The 17051-nt window shown below is 37.6% G+C and carries 22 protein-coding genes; 20 read left to right on the forward strand and 2 right to left on the reverse strand.

Annotation, left to right across the window (positions count from 1 at the left end):
• The 19 genes from rplX to ASF92_RS20145 all read left to right on the forward strand — a co-directional run bounded on the left by rplX (position 1) and on the right by ASF92_RS20145 (position 13071).
• Positions 1-345: a 50S ribosomal protein L24 gene (gene rplX, locus ASF92_RS20060; protein WP_056097522.1), complete on the forward strand. Its 345-nt coding sequence runs from the start codon at positions 1-3 to the stop codon at positions 343-345.
• Entirely contained in the window at positions 345-911 is a 567-nt protein-coding gene (gene rplE, locus ASF92_RS20065; protein ID WP_056097523.1) for a 50S ribosomal protein L5, read from the forward strand. The genes rplX and rplE overlap by 1 nt, the downstream gene beginning before the upstream one ends.
• Positions 911-1180 carry a 30S ribosomal protein S14 gene (gene rpsN, locus ASF92_RS20070; RefSeq protein ID WP_025145214.1) on the forward strand — a complete coding sequence of 90 codons (270 nt, stop codon included), beginning with the start codon at positions 911-913 and terminating at the stop codon, positions 1178-1180. Before rplE ends, rpsN begins: the two co-directional genes overlap by 1 nt.
• 151 nt (positions 1181-1331) lie before the next feature.
• Positions 1332-1733, forward strand: coding sequence for a 30S ribosomal protein S8 (gene rpsH / locus ASF92_RS20075; RefSeq protein ID WP_231729878.1), 402 nt, complete (start codon positions 1332-1334; stop codon positions 1731-1733).
• A gap of 19 nt (positions 1734-1752) precedes the next feature.
• On the forward strand, positions 1753-2310 hold the full coding sequence (rplF, locus tag ASF92_RS20080) for a 50S ribosomal protein L6 (protein ID WP_056097525.1): 558 nt from the start codon (positions 1753-1755) through the stop codon (positions 2308-2310).
• A 5-nt stretch (positions 2311-2315) separates the two neighbouring features.
• Positions 2316-2669 (forward strand): 50S ribosomal protein L18, encoded by a 354-nt coding sequence (gene rplR / locus ASF92_RS20085; protein ID WP_025145211.1) that lies wholly within the window; start codon positions 2316-2318, stop codon positions 2667-2669.
• Positions 2670-2686: 17 nt separating this feature from the next.
• Positions 2687-3205: a 30S ribosomal protein S5 gene (rpsE, locus tag ASF92_RS20090; RefSeq protein ID WP_010599893.1), complete on the forward strand. Its 519-nt coding sequence runs from the start codon at positions 2687-2689 to the stop codon at positions 3203-3205.
• 4 nt (positions 3206-3209) lie between these two features.
• Positions 3210-3389, forward strand: coding sequence for a 50S ribosomal protein L30 (gene rpmD, locus ASF92_RS20095; protein ID WP_056097526.1), 180 nt, complete (start codon positions 3210-3212; stop codon positions 3387-3389).
• Between the two features lie 131 nt (positions 3390-3520).
• On the forward strand, positions 3521-3967 hold the full coding sequence (rplO, locus tag ASF92_RS20100) for a 50S ribosomal protein L15 (protein WP_056097665.1): 447 nt from the start codon (positions 3521-3523) through the stop codon (positions 3965-3967).
• 7 nt (positions 3968-3974) lie between these two features.
• Positions 3975-5321 carry a preprotein translocase subunit SecY gene (secY, locus tag ASF92_RS20105; protein ID WP_056097527.1) on the forward strand — a complete coding sequence of 449 codons (1347 nt, stop codon included), beginning with the start codon at positions 3975-3977 and terminating at the stop codon, positions 5319-5321.
• A 93-nt stretch (positions 5322-5414) separates the two neighbouring features.
• The gene (gene map, locus ASF92_RS20110) at positions 5415-6200 is read left to right on the forward strand and encodes a type I methionyl aminopeptidase (RefSeq protein ID WP_056097528.1); all 786 of its coding nucleotides are present in this window, start codon (positions 5415-5417) and stop codon (positions 6198-6200) included.
• A 71-nt stretch (positions 6201-6271) separates the two neighbouring features.
• Entirely contained in the window at positions 6272-6490 is a 219-nt protein-coding gene (infA, locus tag ASF92_RS20115) for a translation initiation factor IF-1 (RefSeq protein WP_010599888.1), read from the forward strand.
• Position 6491: 1 nt separating this feature from the next.
• Positions 6492-6608: a 50S ribosomal protein L36 gene (rpmJ, locus tag ASF92_RS20890; RefSeq protein ID WP_010599887.1), complete on the forward strand. Its 117-nt coding sequence runs from the start codon at positions 6492-6494 to the stop codon at positions 6606-6608.
• Positions 6609-6677: 69 nt separating this feature from the next.
• Positions 6678-7055 carry a 30S ribosomal protein S13 gene (rpsM, locus tag ASF92_RS20120; RefSeq protein WP_056097529.1) on the forward strand — a complete coding sequence of 126 codons (378 nt, stop codon included), beginning with the start codon at positions 6678-6680 and terminating at the stop codon, positions 7053-7055.
• A 137-nt stretch (positions 7056-7192) separates the two neighbouring features.
• A complete protein-coding gene (rpsK, locus tag ASF92_RS20125; RefSeq protein ID WP_055910073.1) occupies positions 7193-7582 on the forward strand; it encodes a 30S ribosomal protein S11 in 390 nt (129 codons plus the stop codon).
• A gap of 62 nt (positions 7583-7644) precedes the next feature.
• On the forward strand, positions 7645-8253 hold the full coding sequence (gene rpsD / locus ASF92_RS20130; protein WP_056097530.1) for a 30S ribosomal protein S4: 609 nt from the start codon (positions 7645-7647) through the stop codon (positions 8251-8253).
• Between the two features lie 85 nt (positions 8254-8338).
• Positions 8339-9331, forward strand: a complete 993-nt coding sequence (locus ASF92_RS20135) for a DNA-directed RNA polymerase subunit alpha (RefSeq protein WP_056097531.1) — start codon at positions 8339-8341, stop codon at positions 9329-9331.
• Positions 9332-9435: 104 nt separating this feature from the next.
• A complete protein-coding gene (rplQ, locus tag ASF92_RS20140; protein WP_056097532.1) occupies positions 9436-9966 on the forward strand; it encodes a 50S ribosomal protein L17 in 531 nt (176 codons plus the stop codon).
• 144 nt (positions 9967-10110) lie between these two features.
• Positions 10111-13071 (forward strand): glycoside hydrolase domain-containing protein, encoded by a 2961-nt coding sequence (locus ASF92_RS20145; protein ID WP_056097533.1) that lies wholly within the window; start codon positions 10111-10113, stop codon positions 13069-13071.
• A 94-nt stretch (positions 13072-13165) separates the two neighbouring features.
• Here ASF92_RS20145 and ASF92_RS20150 read toward each other — a convergent pair whose 3' ends face one another.
• Positions 13166-13798: a gluconate 2-dehydrogenase subunit 3 family protein gene (locus tag ASF92_RS20150; protein WP_056097534.1), complete on the reverse strand. Its 633-nt coding sequence runs from the start codon at positions 13796-13798 to the stop codon at positions 13166-13168.
• A 1-nt stretch (position 13799) separates the two neighbouring features.
• The gene (locus tag ASF92_RS20155; RefSeq protein ID WP_056097535.1) at positions 13800-15536 is read right to left on the reverse strand and encodes a GMC family oxidoreductase; all 1737 of its coding nucleotides are present in this window, start codon (positions 15534-15536) and stop codon (positions 13800-13802) included.
• A gap of 262 nt (positions 15537-15798) precedes the next feature.
• On the opposite strand from ASF92_RS20155, the gene ASF92_RS20160 reads away from it, so the two are divergent.
• Entirely contained in the window at positions 15799-16986 is a 1188-nt protein-coding gene (locus ASF92_RS20160) for an SAM-dependent methyltransferase (RefSeq protein WP_056097536.1), read from the forward strand.
• Positions 16987-17051: the final 65 nt, after the last annotated feature.

Consider the following 17051-nt stretch of genomic DNA (forward strand, 5'->3'; position numbering starts at 1 on the left):
ATGGGAAACAAAGTAATAAATACACCATCAAAACTTAAAATCCGCACTGGAGATTTAGTTAAAGTAATTGCAGGCGATTCAAAAGGTCAGCAAGGAAAAGTACTTTCAGTACAAATAGATAAAAACAGAGCCATTGTAGAAGGCATTAACTTAGTATCTAAACATACTAAGCCAAATGCTGCAAATCCTAACGGTGGTATTATTAAAAAAGAAGCTGCTCTTCATATTTCTAACCTGATGTTGGTTGATCCAAAATCTGGTAAAGCTACCCGCGTAGGTCGTAAACTTAACGCAGATGGTAAATTGGTTAGAGTTGCTAAAATATCAGGAGAGGAGATTAAATAATGGCTACTACACCAAGATTAAAAAGCAAATACAAAGAAGAAGTTGTAAGTGCACTTAAGGAAAAATTTCAGTACAAAACTGTAATGCAGGTTCCAAAATTGGAAAAAATCTGTATCAATCAGGGTGTTGGTCGTTTTTCTGTAACAGATAAAAAGATTATGGATACCACAATCGTTGAGTTGACTACCATTACTGGTCAGCAGGCGGTTCCGGCGCAATCTAAAAAAGATATCTCAAACTTTAAATTACGTAAAGGTATGCCTGTAGGTGTACGTGTTACTTTACGCGATAATAATATGTATGAGTTCTTGGATCGTTTGATTTCTGTTGCATTACCACGTATTCGTGATTTCAAAGGTATCAACGATAAAGGCTTTGATGGTAAAGGAAATTATACTTTAGGTGTAACTGAGCAAATCATCTTCCCTGAGATTAATATCGATAAAATCAATAAAATTTTAGGTATGGATATAACTTTCGTAACTTCGGCAAAATCTGACGTTGAAGCTTTAGAGTTATTGAAGCAATTCGGATTACCATTTAAAAATCAAAAAACAGCAGAATAATGGCAAAAGAAGGTGTAAAAGCACGCGAAGTTAAGCGCCAAAAATTGGTAGCTAGATACGCTGAAAAACGTGCAGTTTTAAAAGCTGCAGGAGATTTCGAAGGTTTAGATAAATTACCTAAAAACTCATCTCCGGTACGTTTACACAACCGTTGTAAGTTAACTGGTCGCCCACGTGGTTACATGCGTACCTTTGGTATTTCAAGGGTAACGTTCCGCCAAATGGCACTAGACGGTAAGATACCAGGTGTTAAAAAAGCATCTTGGTAATACAACCAGTATAAAGTATTTAGTATCAAGTATCAAGACCGGATTGGTTTCTTGATACTTGATACTTATGTCTTGATACTAACAAAGAATTTTAACCGATAGCAGGTCCCATCGCCGGGTGGTGAAAGGAAACCACTATCAAAAACAATAAATAATGAATACAGATCCAATAGCAGATTATTTAACAAGAGTAAGGAATGCCATTAAGGCCAACCACAGAGTTGTAGAAATTCCTGCATCAAACCTTAAAAAGGAAATTACAAAAGTACTTTTTGATAAAGGTTACATCGCGAACTATAAGTTTGAAGATACAACAGTTCAAGGCGTCATTAAAATTGCTTTGAAATACAATCCAATAACTAAAGTTCCTGCTATTCGTACTTTGATGCGAATTAGTAAACCAGGTTTGAGAAACTATGCTGGTGTTGAAAATATGCCAAGAGTATTAAACGGTTTAGGTATCGCAATCTTATCTACTTCTAAAGGTGTAATGACTGATAAAGAAGCAGCCAAATTAAACATTGGTGGTGAGGTATTGTGTCACGTTTATTAATATTTAGGAGAACAACACAATGTCAAGAATAGGAAAAGCCCCAATTACAATCCCTTCAGGTGTTACAATTGCCGTATCTAATGATAACGTAGTAACTGTAAAAGGCCCTAAAGGTGAATTAACACAAGCAGTAGATTCAGAAATTACTGTAAGTCAGGAAGACGGAACTTTAACAGTTCAACGTCCTTCAGAACAAAAGAAACACAAAGCATTACATGGTTTATACCGTTCATTGCTTAACAATATGGTTATTGGTGTTACAGAAGGTTATAAATTAACTCAGGAATTAGTAGGTGTTGGTTACCGTGCTACAAACACAGGTAATACATTGGATTTAGTTCTGGGTTATTCTCACCACTATGTATTTCAATTACCAGAAGAGATTAAAGTAACCACTACATCAGAAAAAGGTCAAACGCCTAAAATTATTTTAGAAAGTATTGACAAACAATTGATAGGGCAGGTAGCAGCGAAAATCCGTTCGTTACGTGCACCAGAGCCTTACAAAGGTAAAGGTATCAAGTTTGTAGGTGAAGTATTAAGAAGAAAAGCAGGTAAATCAGCATCTAAGAAATAGTAATCATGGCAGGTAAAAAATTATCAAGAAGAGATCGTATTAAAAAAGGGATCAGAAAAAGACTTACCGGTTCAGAAGAACGTCCAAGGTTATCTGTATATAGAAGCAATAAAGGGATTTATGCTCAGGTAATTAATGATGTAACCGGTACAACAATAGCTTCAGCATCATCTTTATCAAAAGATTTTTCTGGAACAGGTAACAAAAGTGACCAATCCGTTGCAGTAGGTAAACTAGTTGCTGAGAAAGCAATTGCTGCTGGTGTTAAAGAAGTTGTTTTCGATAGAAACGGCTATTTATATCACGGTCGTGTGAAGTCGTTAGCAGAAGGTGCTCGCGAAGCTGGTTTAGTATTTTAATCTGAAGAAAAAGTAAGATGTCAACTATCAATATAAAAAGAGTAAAAACCACCGATATCGAGTTAAAGGATCGTTTGGTTAGTATACAACGTGTTGCCAAAGTAACCAAAGGTGGTCGTACTTTCAGCTTCTCAGCAATTGTTGTTGTTGGAGATGAGAACGGTGTTGTTGGTTTCGGTTTAGGCAAAGCGAAAGAAGTAACTGAAGCAATCGCTAAAGGTGTGGATGATGCTAAGAAGAACTTAGTTAAAGTTCCAATTTTAAATGGTACTGTTCCTCACGAGCAAATCGGTAAATTCTCAGGTGGTTTTGTTTTAATTAAACCAGCTGCAGTAGGTACGGGTGTAATTGCAGGTGGTGCAATGCGTGCTGTTTTAGAGAGTGCCGGCGTTCATAACGTATTGGCAAAATCCAAAGGTTCATCAAATCCTCACAACGTGGTAAAAGCAACTGTTGATGCATTAACGAAAATGCGTGATGCTTATACAGTAGCTCAAACTCGTGGTATCGATTTAAACAAAGTTTTTAACGGATAATATCATGGCTAAGATCAAAATTACACAAGTAAAAAGCATTATCGATAGAAGCGAGCGCCAAAAAAGAACCGTTCAGGCTTTAGGTTTATCTAAAATGAACCAAAGTGTTGAGGTGGAAGCTACACCGCAAATTATCGGTATGGTTCGCAAAGTAAACCACTTAGTGGCTATCGAAGCAATTTAAAGAATCAATGAACAAATGAGTTTTGAGTGATTGAATAAGCTTAATGCATATTCAATCATTCAAATTCAATCGTTATTTATTTATCGTTGTACCTGTTTAGTGAAAGCGAAGGGCAACACAAATTCAAAGAAATGAATTTAAATACATTAAAACCTGCAAAAGGTTCTACAAAAAACAGTAAGAGAATTGGTCGTGGTACAGGTTCAGGCCGTGGTGGTACTTCAACTCGTGGTCACAAAGGTGCTGGCTCTCGTTCTGGTCATTCTACTAAAATCGGTTTTGAAGGTGGTCAAATGCCTTTACAACGTCGTGTGCCTAAGGTTGGTTTCAAACCAATTAATCGTACTGAATATGTTGGTGTGAACTTAGATGTTTTACAAGGTTTGGCAGAGAAATTCAATTTAACTACAATTGATTTCGCAGCTTTACAAGAGCATGGTTTAGCTTCTAAAAACGACTTAGTTAAAGTATTAGGTCGTGGTGAAGTAAAAGCAAAATTAGAAGTTACAGCACATGCGTTTTCTGCAACCGCACAAAAAGCTATTGAAGCAGCAGGTGGTTCAATTGTAAAATTGTAATTATTAAATGAAGAAGCTATTTACTACTTTAAGTAATATCTGGAAAATTCAGGAATTAAAAGAGCGTATATTATTTACGGTCATGATTCTTTTGGTATACCGTTTCGTATCTCACGTGGTTTTACCAGGTGTAGATCCAAGTGCTTTAGGCGAAAACGAAAAATCGGGCATTTTAGGCTTACTGGATATGTTTGCCGGAGGTTCTTTTTCTCGTGTTTCTATTTTAGCGTTGGGGGTAATGCCTTATATCTCTGCATCGATTGTGGTGCAACTATTGGGTATTGCTGTTCCTACTTTCCAAAAAATGCAGAAAGAGGGCGAAAGTGGTAGAAAAAAACTAAACCAGATTACACGTTATTTAACTGTAGCCATTACGATTGTACAATCTGTTGGTTATGTTAAAACTCAGGTACCACCAGAAGCAATTCTGCCCGTAATGAGTCAAACGATGTTTTACATCTTATCTACATTTGTTTTGACAGCAGGTACATTATTCGTAATGTGGCTTGGTGAAAAGATTACAGATAAAGGTATTGGTAATGGTACATCGCTGATTATTATGACGGGTATTATCGCACGTTTACCTCAGGCAATTAGTCAGGAGTTTTCTGATAAGGTTGGTGCTGCAAGTACAGGTGGTGGTCCGGTTGCATTGGTATTGGAAGTTGTTGCCTTGTTTGCGATTGTAATGTTTACTATATTGATTGTACAGGGTGTTCGTAAGGTGCCTGTACAGTATGCAAAAAAGATAGTTGGCAATCGTCAGTTCGGCGGCGTTCGTCAGTACATTCCTTTAAAAGTTAATGCGGCAGGCGTGATGCCTATCATTTTTGCTCAGGCATTAATGTTTATTCCAGGAGCTTTAATTCAGTTTGTTCCTTCATTACAAGGTTCGTGGTTAATCCAGTTTAGTAATACTACGTCTCTAGCTTACAGTTTAACATTTGCTTTCTTAATCATTGCGTTTACGTTTTTCTATACAGCTATTACTGTAAATCCAACTCAAATGAGTGACGATATGAAAAAAAACGGGGGTTTTATTCCAGGTGTTAAGCCAGGTTTTGCAACTTCAACTTTTATTGATGATGTAATTTCTAAAATCACTTTTCCAGGGGCAGTATTTCTAGCAATTATTGCAGTGTTACCATCGGTGGCTGTTAAATTTGGTATTAAACAAGAGTTTGCACACTTCTTTGGGGGGACGTCATTGCTGATTTTAGTTGGTGTTGTTCTGGATACCCTGCAACAGATAGAAAGTTATTTGTTAATGCGTCATTATGACGGTTTAATGAAAACAGGTCGTGTTACAGGCAGAACAGGTGTTCCTGCTGCAAATAGCAACGCCGCTTTGTAAATTAAAATTATTGAATTTTGAATGAAAGGATGAGTGAAAGTTCTGAAAATTTCTTTCGCTCATTCAAAATTCACTCATTCAAAACTAATAGGAATGTCTAAAATCTATTACAAATCTCTTGAAGAGATAGAGTTAATAAGGGAAAGCTCTCTTTTGGTTTCGAAAACACTGGCCGAAGTGGCTAAAATTATCGGTCCTGGAGTTACAACAAATCAGCTGGATAAACTTGCATATGAGTTTATGAATGATAACGGTGCAATACCGGCATTTTTAAATTATAACGGTTTCCCAAATTCTCTGTGTATATCACCAAATGAGCAGGTTGTTCATGGTTTTCCAAGTGATTATGTAATTAAGGAAGGCGATTTAATTTCTGTTGACTGCGGTGTAATTAAGAACAATTATTTCGGTGACTCCGCTTATACATTTTCAATTGGAGAGGTGGATGCTGAAAAGCAAAAGCTAGTCGAGGTGACTAAAAAATGCCTTGAATTGGGTGTTGAAAAAGCAGTTGCCGGAATGCGCATCGGAGATATTGGTTTTGCTGTACAACAATACGCAGAAGCAAATGGATTCGGAGTGGTGAGAGAATTGGTAGGACATGGTGTGGGTGTAAAACTTCATGAAAAACCGGAAGTTCCGAATTATGGGAAACGTGGTAGCGGACCGAAACTTGAAGAAGGAATGGTTATTGCCATTGAGCCGATGATTAACGCGGGCGTTGCTGGCGTTAAATTTCATAACGATGGGTGGACTGTGACTAGTAAGGATAATAAACCTTCAGCACATTTTGAACACACGGTTGCCGTTAAAAAGGGCAAGGCAGACATTTTATCGGACTTTTCATTAATAGTAGAAATTTTACAACAAAAAAAATAAATAATTAAAATTTTTTATTTAATTTTGCAACCCTGTTTAGAAGCAGCTAATTAAGTAACAATCAATAAAATATGGCTAAACAAGCCTCAATTGAACAAGACGGAGTAATAAGAGAAGCATTATCTAATGCGATGTTTAGAGTAGAACTCGAGAACGGGCATGAGATTATTGCGCACATTTCGGGAAAGATGCGGATGCACTACATCAAAATTCTTCCTGGTGATAAAGTAAAACTAGAGATGTCGCCATATGATTTAACAAAAGGTCGCATCACTTATAGATACAAATAAAATGAAAGTTAGATCATCAATTAAAAAACGTAGCGCTGATTGCAAGATTATTCGCCGTAAAGGTAAACTTTACGTTATCAACAAGAAAAATCCTAAATACAAGCAACGTCAGGGGTAATTAGAAAATATTGTAATAAACCGCACAACGGTGGCCCGCCGTTCGGAATTACTAAAAAGATAAATAAATATGGCAAGGATTTCAGGTATTGATTTACCAAGAAACAAAAGAGGAGAGATTGGTTTAACTTATATTTACGGTATAGGTAGAACAACTGCACAACGTATTTTAACTACTGCAGGTATCGATTTCAACAAAAAAGTACAAGATTGGTCTGATGATGAGTTATCAGCAATTCGTACAATGATTAACGACGAGATTAAAGTAGAAGGTGCTTTACGCTCAGAGGTTCAGTTAAACATCAAGCGTTTAATGGATATCGGTTGTTACCGCGGTTTACGTCATAGAAAAGGTTTACCTTCTCGTGGTCAGCGTACTAAAAATAACTCACGTACTCGTAAGGGTAAGAGAAAAACAGTTGCTAACAAGAAAAAAGCTACTAAATAATAGATAGATGTGGGGATTGAGATTATAGTATTTAATCTGCTCAAATCTGGAATATAAAGATAAAAATTAGGATGCTGAGTGCCGGGATTGGGAAAATCTTACGTCTCAAGTCTCACATCTAAAATCTAAAAGCAAAAATGGCTAAGAGTAAAAAAGTTACCAAAAAACGTATCGTTGTAATTGAGTCTGTTGGTCAGGCACATATCAATGCTACCTTTAACAACATTATCGTTACGCTAACGAACAACAACGGACAGACCATTTCATGGTCTTCAGCTGGTAAAATGGGCTTTAAAGGTTCTAAAAAGAACACACCTTATGCAGCCGGTCAAGCCGCTTCAGATTGTGGTAAAGTTGCATTTGATTTAGGTTTACGTAAAGTTGAAGTATTTGTTAAAGGTCCGGGTTCAGGTCGTGAATCTGCAATCAGAACTTTACAAGTAGCAGGTATTGAAGTAATGTCTATAAAAGATATCACTCCACTTCCTCACAATGGATGTCGTCCTCCTAAAAAGAGAAGAGTTTAATTAATTTTAAAGCTAAGAATCTCCAGCTACAGGCTGGATGATACTTTAAAAACACAACAAAAATGGCAAGATATACAGGCCCCAAAAGTAAAATCGCACGTAAATTCAGAGAACCAATTTTCGGTCCTGATAAAGTGTTAGACAGAAAAAATTATCCTCCTGGGCAACACGGCTCATCAAAAAGAAGAGGAAAACAATCTGAATATGCTATCCAGTTAATGGAGAAACAAAAAGTAAAATATACTTATGGTGTATTAGAAAAGCAGTTCAGTAACTTGTTTAAGAAAGCATCTTCACGTGCAGGTATTACTGGTGATAACTTACTTCAATTATTAGAAGCACGTTTAGATAATACCGTTTACCGTTTAGGTATTGCAACAACCCGTTCTGCTGCACGCCAGTTAGTTAGCCATAAACACGTAACTGTGAATGGTGAAGTTGTAAATATCCCTTCATATCAGTTAAAAGCTGGTGATGTTGTTGCGGTTCGTGAGAAATCAAAGTCTTTAGAATCAATCAGTAACTCAGTTGCAGGCAGAACAATTAACAAATTTGCCTGGTTAGAGTGGAATGCTGGCGAGTTAACGGGTAAGTTTTTAACTTATCCACAACGCGACGAGATTCCTGAAAACATTAAGGAAAACTTAATCATCGAGTTATACTCAAAGTAATAAGTGATATAGTTAATTACCTCAAAAGGGTAATTAACTTTTTTCATGTTACTATATATTCAATAACGAATTTAAAAAAATATAAATGGCAATTTTAGCATTTCAGAAACCAGACAAAGTGATCATGCAGAAATCAACCGATTTCGATGGCATATTTGAATTTCGTCCTTTAGAACCCGGTTTCGGTGTAACAATTGGTAATGCCTTAAGAAGAATTTTACTTTCTTCATTAGAAGGTTATGCTATTACTACTATTCGTTTTTCAGGCGTTTCGCATGAGTTTTCTACCATGAAAGGTGTTGTAGAAGATTTAACTGATATCATCTTGAACTTAAAACAAGTACGTTTTAAAAAAACCGGTGATTCTGGTGATGCTGAAAAAGTATTCATCATTGTTAACGGCCAGGATCAGTTCAAAGCTGGTGATATTACTAAATTCTCTAACAACTTTACAGTATTAAATCCTGAGCATGTTATTTGCAACATGGATAAATCTGTTACTTTAGAAGTGGAATTAACCATCAATAAAGGACGTGGTTATGTACCTGCTGAAGAAAATAAAGTTGCTGATGCTGTTGTAGGTGTTATCGCTATCGATTCGATCTACACACCAATGAAAAACGTTAAATACACAATTGAAAACTTCCGTGTTGAACAAAAGACGGATTATGAGAAATTGGTATTAGATATTTCTACTGATGGTTCAATTCACCCTGAAGAAGCGTTAAAAGAGGCGGCTAAGATTCTTATCCAACACTTTATGTTATTCTCTGATGAGAACTTAGTATTAGAATCTCAGGCAAAAGAAGAAACTAAAGAAGTTGACGAGGAAATTTTACACATGCGTAAAATCCTTAAAACTGAACTAGTGGATATGGATCTTTCAGTTAGAGCATTAAACTGCTTAAAAGCTGCTGATATCCGTACTTTAGCTGATTTGGTTTCTTACGATGTTGCTGATATGTTAAAATTCAGAAACTTTGGTAAAAAATCATTAACAGAGATTCAAGAGCTTGTGAAATCAAAGGGTTTGTCATTCGGCATGAACCTGTCTAAATTTAAATTAGACGAAGAGTAAAACACATAGCGCCATGCGCGTAGCGCAAAGCGTTGAACAAATTATTATTTCACTGTGTATAATTCCCTCTGAGACAGAGACGGTATACACTTTATTAAAAAACAATGAGACACGGTAAAAAAGTAAACCACTTAGGTAGAACCGCAAGCCACAGAAAGGCGATGTTAGCGAATATGGCTTCATCACTTATTTTGCACAAAAGAATTACAACAACTTTAGCTAAAGCAAAAGCTTTACGTACTTATGTTGAGCCTATCATCACTAAATCAAAAAGTGATACTACGCATTCACGTCGTACAGTATTTGCTTACCTACAAGATAAAGAAGTAGTAACAATCTTATTCCGCGAAATCGCTGAGAAAGTTGCAAATCGTCCAGGTGGCTACACTCGTATCATCAAATTAAACAACCGTGCAGGTGATAACGCTGAAATGGCTTTAATTGAATTTGTAGATTATAATACAGTTTACGGTAAAGATGTAGAAGCTAAAGAAGAGAAGAAAACAACGCGTCGTGGTAGAAGTAAAACTGCTGCTGCACCTAAAGCTGCTGAAGCTAAAGCAGAAGTTGCAGAAACGGCTCCTGCGGCTACGACTGAAGAAGCACCTGCTACTGAAGAACCAAAAGGAGAATAGTTTTATTCACCTCAAGATAAAGAAAGTCCTGTTCGAAAGAGCGGGACTTTTTTTGTTGTAGGAATTTATTAGACATTGCGAATTTTTATACCATATAGTATTTTTTCTGCTAGTATCTATAAATTAGCGTAAAATAAATTTAATATGAAATTCTGGTCTTTTCTTCTGTTATCAATACTTTGTCAATTATCTGTTGATGCTCAGGTTCTAAAATATACTGATGGTAACAACGCCTGGAATGCTGATTCACTTGGCAATCATAGAGTCGTAGTCCATTTTAATGGAACCGGGAAAGTTGCTCATGTAAAAATAGATTGGCGCAGAAGAGATGAACACCTGGAATTAAAAAAAGTAATTATTCAAGATGCTACAGGAAAAGCTTTTTCCGTTTTGAGCGTTGAAAATTTCAGCAGGGAAAGTGCCGATATTTACTTTGAGGCACCTACAAAAGGAAAGTATTTTGTTTATTATATGCCCTATAAAAATGAGGGGAGAAGTAATTATCCGAAAGGCGTTTATTTAAAAGCAGATAATTATACATTAAATAATGCGAATAAGATTGCTATTAATGCGACTGCTTTGGAAATTCAATCCATCGATGCCTTTAATTCTTTTTATCCGATGGAAGTTATCGCAACCGCTAAGGAAACTGCTGCTGTAAAATCTAAAAATCAATCTGAAGCATTTATTGTATTTCCTGAGGATAGACTATTTCCGATTAAAATGCAAAATGATTTACCTTATCGCTGGATTCAGAAAGGCGTTTCTAATACGTTTTCCGGTTCAGCTAAAAAGGGTGAAAATTATGCATTTCAATTTGGCGTTTATGCTTTGAAGGATTTAAAAGACGTCAAAGTGTTCTTTGGTGATTTAAAGTCATCAACAGGAAAAATAATTTCTGCAAAATACATCAACTGTTTAAATACCAATGGAATAAGCTACGACAACAAACCTTTAACAAAAACAGTAAACGTTGCTACAGGAAAAGTGCAAGCCATGTGGATTACGGTTGATGTTCCAAGAACAACATCAGCGGGGATTTACACTGGCAGGTTCGCAGTGAAATCTAATGGGAAATCAAAAAATATTGATGTAAAATTAACAGTTGGAAATGACGTTCTTGCGGATGCCGGCGTTGGCACACCAGATAAACAGACACGCCTGACCTGGTTAAATTCGGCAATGGCGCAGGCAAATACAGTTGTTGCACCCTACACACCACTAAAAGTTGAGGGAAATGTGATTTCTTTATTGGGCAGAAAGTTCGAAATCAACGCCGATGGCTTTCCAAGGCAAATTCAAACTTTCTTTAATCCGGAAATGACTGGTTATACTGAAAAACCAAATAATATTTTGTACGAACCTATTCATTTTCATTTTTACAATACATCAAAAATTCAGGAGAAATTTGTTAATGGCAATTTTCAAATTACGAGCAAAGAAGCGGGAATGGTCAAGTGGACTGCAACCAGTACTTCTGAGAATCTGAAAATGGATATAGAGGGTTCACTTGAATTTGATGGTTATGTACATTATGTGGTTAAAGTAACCGCACTAAAGGATATCGATTTCAGTAACGTAGATTTTCACATCCCGTTTGAAAAAGGTTCAACGAAATACTTAATGGGATTGGGTGAAAAAGGTGGACTGAGGCCTGATACCGTAAAATGGAAGTGGGATGTTGCACATAAAAACCAGGATGCGGTATGGATCGGTAATGTAAATGCAGGCTTGTATTACAACTTAAGAGATGAGCATTATCTTCGTCCGCTGAATACCAATTTCTACTTGCAGAAGCCTTTATTTCTTCCAAAATCGTGGGGAAATGATGGTAAAGGTGGAATTCAGATCAACGTGAAAGGGAGCTCAATGCTTGCTGATAATTTTACCGGAGCACGAACCATGAAAAAAGATGATGAGCTTTATTACAATTTCAATTTGTTGATAACACCTTTCCATCTGCTAGACACCGACTTTCAGTGGAGCAATCGTTTTTACCATAAATATGGAAATTTAGATTCTATTAAATCGGCAGGGGCCACGGTAATCAACATTCATCATGCCACGCCTATAAATCCATGGATAAATTATCCTTTCATCGAATGGAAAAAGATGAAAAGCTATATCGACGAAGCGCACAGCAAGGGTTTGAAAGTTAAGATTTATAACACTGTACGTGAACTTTCTAATCATGCTTATGAATGGCCTGCACTGCGTAGTTTGGGTACAGAAGTTTATTCACCAGGAAAGGGTGGGGGTTTTAGCTGGTTACAAGAGCATTTGGATTCTAACTACATTGCCGCCTGGTTTGTACCCGAAATTAAAGACGCTGCAATCATAAACAGCGGTATGAATCGCTGGCATAATTATTATGTGGAGGGTATGAATTGGCTGGTTAAGAATGTTGGTATCGACGGTGTTTACCTTGATGATGTCGCTTTTGATAGGATAACAATGAAGCGGATCAAGCGTGTATTAACGCAAGATAATCACCCGGGAATTATCGATTTACATTCAGCAAATCAGTACAATAAAAACGATGGATTTAACAATAGCGCCATTTTATATTTGGAACATTTTCCTTATTTAAATCGCTTATGGTTTGGCGAATATTTTGATTATCAGAAGAATAATTCCGATTTCTTTTTAACTGAGATCAGTGGAATTCCATTTGGTGTAATGGGCGAAATGCTTCAGGACGACGGCAATCCATGGCGGGGAATGATTTACGGCATGACAAGCCGATTAGGATGGTCGGAAAAAAGCGACCCGAAACCGTTATGGAGCGCTTGGGATGATTTTGGAATTCAAGGCTCAGAAATGATTGGCTGCTGGAGTGAAAACTGTCCGGTTAAAACAGATAATCGGAAAGTTTTGGCTACAGTTTATAAGCATAAGAATAAAACGATGGTTGCATTGGCAAGTTGGGATGAGACTGATGTTAAAGTCAATTTAATTATCGATTGGGGCAAGTTAGGTTTGAGTGCTGAGAAAGTTAAAATTTCAGCGCCAGGTATTGATAAGTTTCAGGCTGCAGGAAATTATCTGGAAGGAAAATCAATTCCTATTGAAAAAGGCAAAGGATTGATATTGATTTTCGAATAAACGTCATTTCGACTGGAGCAAGGCGGAATGGAGAAATCTTTGAACCCATCTGGAAAGATTTCTCCGCTTCGATCGAAATGACGACTTAGCTTAGCTAAATCTTCACATTCTGCATGCCATATTGCTTCAGAACATCATCAGGAACGCCAGCCCATTGGTTTGGAGAATTTCCAACATAGCCGATGTCTTTTACGCCAATTTCACTCGTGTAAAAACCTGATGCTGTTAAATCTCTCATTCTATTGAAAAATGCCACGCCGGCCTGCATCTCGGGTCTGGCCTTTTCAGGGTAAGCAATTTCATCAACGATTGATAATTGATTGCTTTGTGAAAGTTCGACAAAGGATTTCTGAAATTTATTGAAGCTGTAAATATCCAGCCATTTCAAGCCACCACGCATTGGCACTTTGTGTTCTGGAATATCCTTTACAATAAACTCGATAAATTCAGGGACTTTTGCATCAGAAGCGCTTCCCGAAACATCATCTTTAGGGATGATAATATCGGCTAAAACTGTAATCGTGGCCATTTCGTGCTTATCGAAAAAGGTTTCGGATTTAAGTTTTTTATCCCTATCCATTTCCCATTGCTCTCTGCCGGCTTCTTTTGTTGTTTCGGCAGGCGCGGCAACTTCGGTTTTGGTTTCAGGTTGTTTACAGGCTTCAACCAGTACTGCCGTACTCAGGGCCGTTAAGCCCAAAGCCTTTATGGAATCTCGTCTGTTCATATTATATGTTTTGTTTTTTCTTTTGTGCCAAAATATATTCTGCTGTTCTCATTGATAAGGCGAGGATTGTCCAGGTTGCATTTTTATCACCCTGTTGTACGAAAGGACCAGCATCAACGACAAATAAATTTTTACAATCGTGTGCCTGGCAATACTTATTTAAAGCTGACTTTTTAGGGTCGTCGCCCATACGGATGGTACCAACTTCATGTATAATTTTTCCTGGATTCAGCAAACCGTAGTTCGTATCTGCACCGTGAATTTCAGAAGTTACGACTGCGCCCATTTCTTTCATAATGGATAAAAAAGTTTCCTGCATGTGTTTCGCTTGCAGAATTTCTTCCTTCGCCCATTTGTAATTAAATCTTAAAACCGGAATGCCATATTTATCCACCATGTTGGGGTCTATTTCGCAATAATTATCTTCGCGGGCGATTGCAGTTCCACGACCAGCCATGCCCACACTTGTTCCATAGAAGCGTCTATAATCATCTTTTAAAGACTTACCATAACCGCCCGCTTCTTTTTTCTTGCCATTTCTGTCGGGAACCATGCCGTTAATTGATTCAACACCTCCGCCAAAACCGTAAGATGGCATACCCATCCCACCGCCATATTCAATGTGATAACCGCGAGGAAAATTCAATTTTTTGTTATCCAGCCACCAGGGCGAGTAAATATGCACACTTCCTAAACCGTCTTCGTTATAACGTTTTCTATCCATTAATTGAGGAAGAAAACCGTATACGCCGGCGCCAGTAGAATCGTGTAAATATTTTCCGACCACGCCGCTGCTATTTGCTAAGCCGCCAGGGTGTGCGGACGATTTTGAGTTCAATAAAATTCGGGCAGATTCGCAGGCACTGGCGCCTAAAATCACCAGTTTACCATTAACCTGGTACTCTTGTAAATCTTTTCTATTTACATAAGAAACGCCTTTTGCCGTTCCATCTTTATCCGTAATTACTTCACGAACCATCGCATCAGTAATAACGGTTAAATTACCTGTTTTTACTGCCGGAATCACCAAGCAAGAGGAAGCGGAAAAATCGCCATATACTTTACAGCTTCTTCCACACTGGCCGCAATAGAAGCAGGGCGCACGATCATTATTTCCTTTAATAGATTCGGTCATTACTGCGCCACGACCGGTAATTACTTTTACACCAGCTTTTTCTGCACCTTTTTTTATGAATAATTCATTTAACCTGGGTTTAGGCGGCTTCATAAAGATGCCATCAGGTTCATTTTCTAAACCCTCGGCGGTTCCATAAATACCGATCATTCGGTCAACTTTATCGTAGAACGGCTTTACGTCATTATAGGTGATTGGCCAGTCGTCGGTTAAGCCGTCGGTTGGCTTAAAATCCTGTGGCCCCATTCTTAAGGAAATTCTTCCCCAGTGATTGGTACGGCCACCAAGCATCCTCGATCGAAACCACTCAAATTCGGTTTTATTTTTTTGAGTGTAAGGCTCGCCTTCCAACTCCCATCCACCATAAGAGGCATCGAAATCGCCAAACGGGCGGACGGTGCCGGCACCACGTCTGGGCGATTCCCAGGGCCATTTCAATTGATGAGAATCTAACCTCGGGTCGAAATATTGCCCCGCTTCGAGCATTAAAACTTTTTGGCCAGCGTTTGCAAGTACATACGCTGCCATGCCGCCACCTGCGCCAGAGCCAACTACAATGGCATCATAAACAATTGGCGATTTTTTTATCTGAAATTCACTCATTAATTTGGTTTGGCTGTTAAATTTATCCTAAAATAATCTTTAATTGCATTAAACGAAAACCATTTGCCTTTTTGGAATCATTACTGATAACTTTTTTAATTGGTTAGCCCGCTTCTTGGCAATTACATCTTAGAAACGCTTTAAGCAGCAATACATTACTAAACGTTGTTTATGCCCTTAAAAAAGTCGGCCGAGTGTTACATTATCAGTCATGGGGCGTTCTCTGAAGAAATTGATTTATCTTTGTTGCTTTAATTTTACGATGGTATTTTCAGAACAGATTGAACAATTTATCTCGGCTTTGCAAGCTAGTTTAACTTCAGAGAAGTTTGCTAAAATCTCTTTAGGGAATTATAAAGGAGATGAAGAAGGCCTGAAGCAAATTCTGGTTAGAAAAGTCATTATTAAGCGAGAAGATAAGCTGGCTTTCACATTTCGCTACAAAACACGTGATTTGGTGAAAAACTTTTCTATAAGTGAGGGCATTAAGCTCGTTGCTGAACATTTGCATGCCGGATTTAATATAGGAACACTCTTTACAGCGGACAAGGACTTGATTCTTGAACAGTTAAATAGCGGTAAGGTTGTATTAAGGGAAATATCGGCATCAACCAGGGAGATTCCAAAGGCTACCCACGATAAAGAGAAAAGCAGGCTAATTAAAGCTGATTCGAAATCTTATTTAACTGAATTGAAAATTACCGACGGGGAAGGGAAAGTTTTCAAAAATGCGCAGGACAAATTCCGCCAAATAAATCACTACATCGAAATTTTAAGTTCTCTGATAAAAGAGTTACCAGAGGGAACGATTAAAAATGTTGTAGATATGGGCTCTGGAAAGGGCTATTTAACCTTTGCTTTGTATGATTATCTACATTCGGTTTTGAAGTTAAATGCTGAAGTTGTTGGTGTAGAGTACCGCCAGGATATGGTAAACTTATGCAATGAGGTTGCTGAAAAGTCGGGCTTTCGGCACTTAAATTTCGTACAGGGAACAATTGAAGACTATGAAGCGGAGCATCTTAACCTGTTAATTGCACTTCACGCCTGCGATACGGCAACAGACGACGCAATTTTTAAGGGAATTAAAGCGAATGCCGAATTAATCGTTGTTGCCCCTTGTTGCCATAAACAAATCCGCAAAGAAATTGAGCGCAACAAAGTAAAAAATGACGTTTCCTTTTTAACAAAGTACGGTATTTTCTTAGAACGCCAGGCGGAGATGGTTACCGATGGAATCCGAGCTTTGATTTTAGAATATTTTGGTTATAAAACGAAAGTATTCGAATTTATTTCTGATGCGCATACACCAAAAAATGTTTTAGTGGTCGGAATTAAGGGTAAAGAAAAGGACACAAAAAACAAAGAGGAAATTCTCCAGAAGATTAAAGAAAGTAAAGAATACTTTGGCATTGGTTATCATCATTTAGAGCGGCTTTTAAACCTATAAGTTTTTCAATTTCTAAAATCCGAAATTCAAAGCAGTCTTTATGTTAAGGGTTTCTAAATGATGAG

The sequence above is a fragment of the Pedobacter sp. Leaf176 genome (assembly GCF_001424305.1).
In the GTDB taxonomy this organism is placed as follows: domain Bacteria; phylum Bacteroidota; class Bacteroidia; order Sphingobacteriales; family Sphingobacteriaceae; genus Pedobacter.